The 7,116-nt window shown below is 73.8% G+C and carries 8 protein-coding genes; 1 reads left to right on the top strand and 7 read right to left on the bottom strand.

From position 1 onward, the window contains the following. From ABZU52_RS31215 to ABZU52_RS31235, 5 genes are all read right to left on the bottom strand, one after another. A partial coding sequence (locus ABZU52_RS31215) for a hypothetical protein (protein ID WP_354974513.1) occupies positions 1–1,440 on the bottom strand: 1,440 nt, incomplete at its 3' end. Continuing rightward, positions 1,433–2,179 (bottom strand): hypothetical protein, encoded by a 747-nt coding sequence (locus ABZU52_RS31220; protein ID WP_354974514.1) that lies wholly within the window; start codon positions 2,177–2,179, stop codon positions 1,433–1,435. The genes ABZU52_RS31220 and ABZU52_RS31215, both read right to left, overlap by 8 nt. 3 nt (positions 2,180–2,182) lie before the next feature. Then, on the bottom strand, positions 2,183–2,551 hold the full coding sequence (locus ABZU52_RS31225; protein ID WP_354974515.1) for a hypothetical protein: 369 nt from the start codon (positions 2,549–2,551) through the stop codon (positions 2,183–2,185). Positions 2,552–2,618: 67 nt separating this feature from the next. Continuing rightward, entirely contained in the window at positions 2,619–3,305 is a 687-nt protein-coding gene (locus tag ABZU52_RS31230; RefSeq protein WP_354974516.1) for a hypothetical protein, read from the bottom strand. Further along, positions 3,302–3,805, bottom strand: a complete 504-nt coding sequence (locus ABZU52_RS31235) for a hypothetical protein (protein WP_354974517.1) — start codon at positions 3,803–3,805, stop codon at positions 3,302–3,304. The genes ABZU52_RS31230 and ABZU52_RS31235 overlap by 4 nt, the downstream gene beginning before the upstream one ends. 288 nt (positions 3,806–4,093) lie before the next feature. On the opposite strand from ABZU52_RS31235, the gene ABZU52_RS31240 reads away from it, so the two are divergent. Next, positions 4,094–5,053 carry a hypothetical protein gene (locus tag ABZU52_RS31240; RefSeq protein ID WP_354974518.1) on the top strand — a complete coding sequence of 320 codons (960 nt, stop codon included), beginning with the start codon at positions 4,094–4,096 and terminating at the stop codon, positions 5,051–5,053. A gap of 63 nt (positions 5,054–5,116) precedes the next feature. On the opposite strand, the gene ABZU52_RS31245 is transcribed toward ABZU52_RS31240, so the two are convergent. Next, positions 5,117–6,403 carry a ricin-type beta-trefoil lectin domain protein gene (locus ABZU52_RS31245; RefSeq protein ID WP_354974519.1) on the bottom strand — a complete coding sequence of 429 codons (1,287 nt, stop codon included), beginning with the start codon at positions 6,401–6,403 and terminating at the stop codon, positions 5,117–5,119. A 234-nt stretch (positions 6,404–6,637) separates the two neighbouring features. Beyond that, on the bottom strand, positions 6,638–7,116 hold a 479-nt coding region (locus ABZU52_RS31250; protein ID WP_354974520.1), incomplete at its 5' end, for a hypothetical protein.

A 7,116-nucleotide genomic window follows, 5' to 3' on the forward strand; every position in this document is an offset into this window, starting at 1 on the left:
GCCAACCGCGCCGCCGACGACCCGGCCGGCCGTCGACGCGACGCTGCGCCCGCCGCCACCGGCCGACCCGCCACCGCCTGCCGCATCGCTGCCGGACGGCGGGCTGCTCGCGGGCGCCGGGGTGCTGCTCGCGGGGGTGCTGCCGGTTGCCGATTCGCTCTCGGGCGCCGGTCTGCTGCCCGACGCCGGCTCGCTACCGGACGCCGGCTCGCCGCCGGACGCCGGCTCGCTACCGGACGCCGGTTCACCGCCGGACGCCGGCTTGCTCCCTGACGCCTGCTGTCCTGCGGACGTCGACCCGCCACCGCCGGCCGTGCCCTCGGCTGTGGACGCCCCGTCGGCTGTGGACGCCCCGTCGGCTGTGGAGGCGCCCTCGGCCGTGGACGCCCCGTCGGACGTCGACGCTCCGTCGGCCTTGGACGCGCCGTCGGACTTCGACGCGCCATCAGCCTTGGACGCGCCGCCCCCCTTGGACGCCGCGCCGGTGGGCGCGCCTCCGCCGCTCGGCGCCCTGGCCGCGCCGCCGCCGCTCGAACCGCCGCCACCGGCGATCCGCTTGGCCCCGCTCGCCACCGCGCCCGCGCCGGCCGCGCCGGCGGCGACACCCGCGCCCACGCCATCGGACGAGCCCAGCGCCGCCATGGCCGGCACGATCAGTCGCATCAACGCGGGCAGCGCGACCGCGGCCATCAGCAGGATGGCGGCGCCGGCCAGCTTGTAGTGCTTGGCGTCGCCGTCCACCGAGCCGATCATCGCCGCCCCGGAATACATGATCAGCCCGACCACCGGTTTGAACGCCAGCCAGGCCACCATCCAGGCGATGTGCTTGCGCCACCACCCGCCGCCCGACTCGGTCATCGACGCCGCGGCGGCCAGCGGCAACGTGCCGGTGAGTAGCACCATCGCGCCGAGGCGCAGGTACATCAGGATCACGTGGATGCAACCGGCGACCAGCAGCAGCAACCCGATGATGATCAGCAGGAACGCGGTGAGCCCGTCGGTGCCGCAGTTGGCGATCAGCTTGAGCTGCGCCTTGATGCCCTGGTCGTACAGGTGGTCGCTGTAGTGGTCCGCTTCGGTGGCGAGCAGGTTGAGCACGGTCCACGCGGCGCCCACGGTCAGGATCATGCGGACCAGGCCCAGCAGCGCGGTCCACAGCGCCTGCCCCCGGCGCAGCAACGCCATCCGGAACGCCGCGGCCAGCAACGACGCCACCGCGATGGTCACCACGAGCCAGTCGGTCTGCATGTGGATCTGGTCGTTAATCTTCTCGTCGCCGAGCGTCGGCACGTCGCCGAGGTTGGCGAACAGCTCCACCGCCGCGCCCATGATGGCGCCGGCGATGTCGCTGAGGATGCCGTCGATCCCCCGCTCGAAGAAGCCGACGACCTGGCCGATCTCTCCGATGTAGACGGCGTCGCCGGTCGCGCACTCAGCCATCTCGGGCCTCGTTCCACAGCACGAAGCCGGCCAGCGAGAGCACCGGGGTGACCGGGCCGTAGAGACCGCCGGAGCTCAGCGGCCGCAGCCGCCAGTCCACGCCGTTCCAGTCCGCCGTGTAGTCGACCGAGAAGTAACGCGCCGTCGCCTGCCGGACCAGCACCCGGACCACGGCCGCGCGGGGCGTGTAGCGCACCACCAGGAACCCGGCGAGGCGGTTGGAGGTCTGCGGCGGGCCGCCGTCCTCCAGCGACTCACGCATCGCGTCGAAGTAGTCGCGCCCGAGCCCGGGCACGAGCTGCTGCCGGCTGACCGTACGCCAGTCCGGGCCGCTCATCTGGCGGGAGATGGTGTGCACCGCCAGCACAGCGCCCATCGGGGTGTGCGCGAAGCACCAGCGCAGCGGCCCGGTGGCCTTCAACGGCCCGGCGGAGGCGGAGAACGGCGTCTGCGCGCCGTTGAGCGGACGCCAGGTGACGTCCGTCGGCGCCGCCTCCGGGATCCGCTGTACGGCGTCCACCGTGCGGCAGCCCTGCGGCCGCGACCCGTCCGGCGCAAGGCCGCCGATCACCGGCCCGGACGCGGGCGCGGCCCGGGAACCGGCGTCCCCGCCCCCGTAGAACGCCGCGCCGACGCCGGTACAGAGCGCCAGCACCACGAAGGCCGCCGACACCTGCCACCGACGGTGCCGCCAGAACGGCCCCTCCTCCGCCGGCTCGGATGCGTGTCGCGCGCGCATGCGTCAGTTCCCGTCCGCCTGGCCGCCGGTGCCGAAGACCCAGCTCACGATCGGGCCCGCGGTGGCGACCAGGATGCAGCCGCCCAGCACCATGCCGAGCCGGCTCATGTGCTCCGAGCTCTCGCCCCGCTTGTGTGAGATCGCCATCACCGCGCCGGTGATCAGCACACCGAGCACGCCGGCCGCCGTACCCGCCCAGGCGACCAGGCCGAGCGCCTGCTCGACCTTCGTGGCGAGCGGGCCGGGCACCGCGTTCCCGCCGGTGGCCGGCTGCGGCACCCCGCCACCGGAATCGCCGCCCGGTTCGGGCGCGAGACGGATCCCGAACGGGATCCGAACCAGACCGCTGTAGTAGATGTCGGAGAGGGCCATTGGGTGCTCCTTCAGTACTGGGAAAAGGGGTTGGTCAGTCGGCCGGGGCCGGGGCTCGTCGGGGTGGTCACTGGCTGAACCCGAGCGCTTCGACGATCGGCCCGACGGTGGTCGCGAGCAGGCACGCCGCCATCACGAACGCGATCTGCTTGGTGTATTCGGTCCGCTCCTCCAGCGAGCCGCGCCGCAACTGCGAGGCCAACGTCATGCCGGTCAGCAGCAGGCCGACCACCGCGGCGGCGCTCACGCACCAGGCCATCAGCGTGAGCAGCTGCACCACCGGGGCGTTCGGGTCGTCGACGACCACCTGGTACGGCTCGATCGACGGCGCCTCGAAGCTCTTCTTGTTGATCGCGTTCTCGCACTTGAACTTGCCCGCGTACAGGGCGCCCTTGAGCGTGCACGAGTGCGACCCGGTGATCTCCACGTTGTCCTTGGTCCGCGAGTGGCCACTCAGGTCGACCAGCATCTCGACGTCCATCCAGACCGTGTCGCCGTCGGTGAACTCGGCGGTCAGGTCGAACGACCCGTCGGTCGAGCCCTTCTTGCCGGAGCACACCCGGTCGCCGCCACCGGCCGGGTAGGTATTCACCGTGGTGGTGGTCTTCAGGCAGATCTTGTAGAGGAACGCGGCGCCGCCGCCGTCCACCGTCACCGTGTAGGTGCCCGCCGCCGCCCACGCGGCCGGCGCCGGCCCGAGCAGCGCCAGGACCAGGGCGGCGACGACCCCGCCGGCCCGGCGGGTCCGGCTCACCGCGCACCCCGCCCGGGCCGGGCCTCCACCAGGGCGGCCAACCGGGCCAGCTGGCGCGGCGGACGCTTCGGTTCCGCACCCACCCGGTACGACGGAACCCACGGCACCCGGTGCACCGGGGCGATCGAGCGCAGCAGCCGGATCCGGCCGAGAAGCGGCGCCGGCAACCGGCCCGGAGCGTCGGCGATCAGCACCACGCCCACCAGTCGCATCCCGGCCGGGTGCCGGCCCTCCCGCATCGCGTTCAACGCGCGGGAGACCGCGCGCAGGCCGTCGAGGTTGGTCCGCCCGACCACCGCGACCCGGGCCGGCTCGCCGATCGCCGCATCCGGCCACCGGCAGCCGATGTCGGTGCCGCCGAGCAGGCGGGTGAGGGTGGAGGCGCCGGCACCGCCGTGCGCGCCGATCCAGCCGATGCCCTCGTCCGAGAGAACGTCGCGGTGTCGGATCGGACGCTCGTCGCGCTCCCGTGGTCGCCGCAGCATCACCGGCTGGCTCATCGTCCGTCTCGCCTCCCTGTCTGCTCGCCGTCGTCGGTCGCCGGCCGCGCCTGCGGCGCCTCGGCGGCGCGGTCGACGGCCGCTCTACGACGCGACCGCCCCCTCGGTTCAGCGTGGGTTCGAGGTTTTTTTCACCCGCCGCCCGGCGGAGAAATCCGGGCCACCGCTGAACCGGGGCCGGGGCCGGCGCGTAGTCGGTGCACCGCGATCCGTGGAAGGAGGCGGCACACCGAGCCGGCGTCGAACCGCCGGTTGGCCCAGCACGAACCAGCGCTTGAAGGAGTGACCATGTCCGACCCCAGGTACAGCTACGAGCCGGATCCGCTGCAACGCGCCCAGACGTTCGCCGGTGCGGAGAACGACTACGAGATGGAGGCTGCGGACCGGCACGCCAGCCTGCCGGTCAACACGTACAGCCAGGCGGCGTACGCGTACCCGTCCGCGTCCGCGTACACGGCGCCGCCGCAGTTCACCGACTCGTTCAACGGTGGCCGGCGGGTGTCGCCGCCCGCCGCCCCGGCCCGTTCGGCGCGGAACTCCGCCGCGCGTGGCTCCGGCGCGAGCCGGAACTCCGCCGCCGCCGACCAGCAGGTGGAGCGGCTCCGCCGCCGGTCCACCTACGTCGCCACCGACCCGGACGCGCTCGTGCGGACGGCCATGCAGGTGGGTGCCGTCACCGCGCCGACGCCGGTGGAGCCGCGACGCGACAGCCAGGTGCGCCCGGCCAACCCGGACCGTCCGACCGAGAGCGAGGCGCGGCAGGGCGCCAAGATTGCCGGCTTCGCCGGCCTCACCCAGTTCAAGGAGTACATGAACAGGTACCTGCCGCCGGGTGCGGAGTTCACCGCCGGCTCGTTGAGCGCCATCTCCGGCGTCCTGGAGGGCTGGGCGGCGCGCGGCACGCAGATCAGCGCGTCCGCCGTGACCGCCTTGAAGTCCGGTGTGGAGTTCATCGACGCCGCGCAGAGGGGTGACTGGACGAAGGCCGCGGTGCACGCCGGGAACCTCAGCGGCCTGGGCATGAGCATCGCCGGCACCGCCGCCAACGCCACCCAGCTCACCGCGGCCGGCGGGTTCGTCACCGCCGGCGCCGCGCTGACCAACGCGGCGGTCGACCAGCGGCGCTCGGCGATCCAGCAGCAGTCGCAGAACGTCGACCTGGAACGCGGGCGGACCAGCCCGGGATCGAGCACGGCCCCGGCGGCGGGCGCGGCACAGGGTCAGGCGGCGGCACGCGGCCGGCGGTGACCGCTCGACACGAAGCGGTGGGGCCGGGTTAACCCCCCCGGGCCCACGTCGCGTACGGCTCGGTCAGCGGTCGCTCTCGCGCCAGTTCTGGTTGCTCTGGCTGGCGGCGCACTCCCAAATCTGCAACGGCGCGCCGTCGTCGGAGTTCCAGTCCCGCACGTCGAGGCACTTGCCGGAGTTCGGGTTACGCAGCAGGCCGCCCTCGGCGACCCAGACCTGCGCCGGCCCGCCGTTGCACCAGGCGAGCTGCACCTTGGCCGCGTTGTCCCGGGACGCCCACGCCACGTCCATGCACTTGTCCAGCACCTTCAGCGTGTCGCCGGACCCACGGGTGAACCGCTGGCCCGGGGTGCCGTTGCACTGCCAGAGCTGCAACCGCACGCCGTCGGCCGACTCGCCGCCCGGCACGTCCACGCACTTGTCCGCGTACCCGCGCAGCGCGAAGCCGGATCCGGAACGGTCGGCGGGGCGCGTCGCGGGCGGGGCCGACGGAGCGCCGCCGTTGCGGAACGTCACCACCACCTCCGCGCAGCCCGGGCAGTTGTAGACCGTCTCGTTGCCGGCGACCCGGTCGTGGGTGGACCACAGGTAGGCGCGCGGCCCGAACGGCAGCAACGCGGCGGTGTACGCGCTCTCCGCGTCCCGGTTCGGGTTGACGCAGTTCACCCGGTCGCCCCGGGCCGGGTCGCGTACGGCGTGCGCCTCCGGGCAGGCAGCGAGCATCTGCCCGGCGGAGCAGTCCCACCGCGCGCAACTGCCCGCCTTCTCCGGGCGGGGAGCGCCGGGCGCGTCGATCGTTATCGTCGTCGACAACGCGTCGACGTAGCTGACGTTGTACCAGGGCGCGCCCGCGTTGTTCCGGTCGAAGTTGAACTCCGCCAGGCTCACCGGCTCCGCGCCCCGCTCGCACCGGTCGGCGAAGGCGCCGCAGTCACCGACCAGGCAGCGGAACGAGCCGTTCGGGTCGCCGCCGCAGCGCTGGCGGGCGAAGAACCGGCCGCGCCAGTGGCCGGGCTCGCCGTCGTCCGGGATGACGATCGTGCTCGACTCGCCGGGACGCAGCGTGGGCAGCCCGGTGATCGGCCGGGAGCCGTCCCCGCTCTCGCCCGCGCCGATCCACAGCGTCTCCGCAGTGCCGTTGACGAACGTCACCCGTTCCCCGGTGGCGGCGGTCGCCGGCCCGCCCGGCACGCCCACGATCAGCCCGAGCGCCACCAGCACCACGGCGAGCAGCGCGGCCCTGCGTGCTGGGCGGGGGCCCCGGTTGACGCCCGCGGATGGGGCCGGGCCCCCGCCCGACACCCCGGCCCGCGTCCCACGGGTCGACGACGATCCGGTCCTCACAGCCATGTAGCCCTCCCTCGGCCTGGCGGGGACGCGCCGCGTCCCCCGACGGGTGCGGCAACCGCACGGCGACATGACGGCGCGGGAGAGCCTTCGGTTCAACGGGAAGTGCGGCGAATCGGTCGGAGACCATTTGTCCCGCACCACAGGATCGGTGTAGATCTTGGAAGGAAAGCGCCCCGATAGGGGCCGTTCGGTACCAAGATCTGTGAGCCGCTGGCCGCGAACAGCCTTCCGTCCTCAGCGCGAGATCGGCGCGGTGACCACCGAGGTGCCGTCGGCGAGGCCCACGCCGACGAAGGAGAGGTCGTCGACCGGCGGTGACAGCTCGCCGGTCACCTCCTGCGGGCCAGCCGAGGCGGTCCAGTCCCGCACCGGGTGGGTGACCCCGTCGCGGGTCACCGCGAAGAGCCGGTAGCGCAGCCCCGGCCGCAGCCCGGTCGCGGTGATCCGGATCGTGGAGCCCCTGCCCTCGTGCGTGGTGATCGACACGGAGAGGCTGACGCCCTGGCCGGGCGCCTCACCGGTCGCGGTCAACACCAGGTCGTCACGGCCCCCGCCACCGAATGTGGCCACGATCCCGCCGGTCAGCACCGCGAGCGCCAGCACGACCGCCCCGCCCCAGAGCAGCAGCCGACGGCGGGCGGACAACGCCCGGGGGCGGCCGTCGGACGCCCTCCCCGGCCCGGTCGGGCCGGTGCCGCCCGGCGCACGCCCCG

Source organism: Micromonospora sp. NPDC005220, from assembly GCF_040607895.1.
Taxonomy (GTDB): Bacteria; Actinomycetota; Actinomycetes; order Mycobacteriales; family Micromonosporaceae; genus Micromonospora.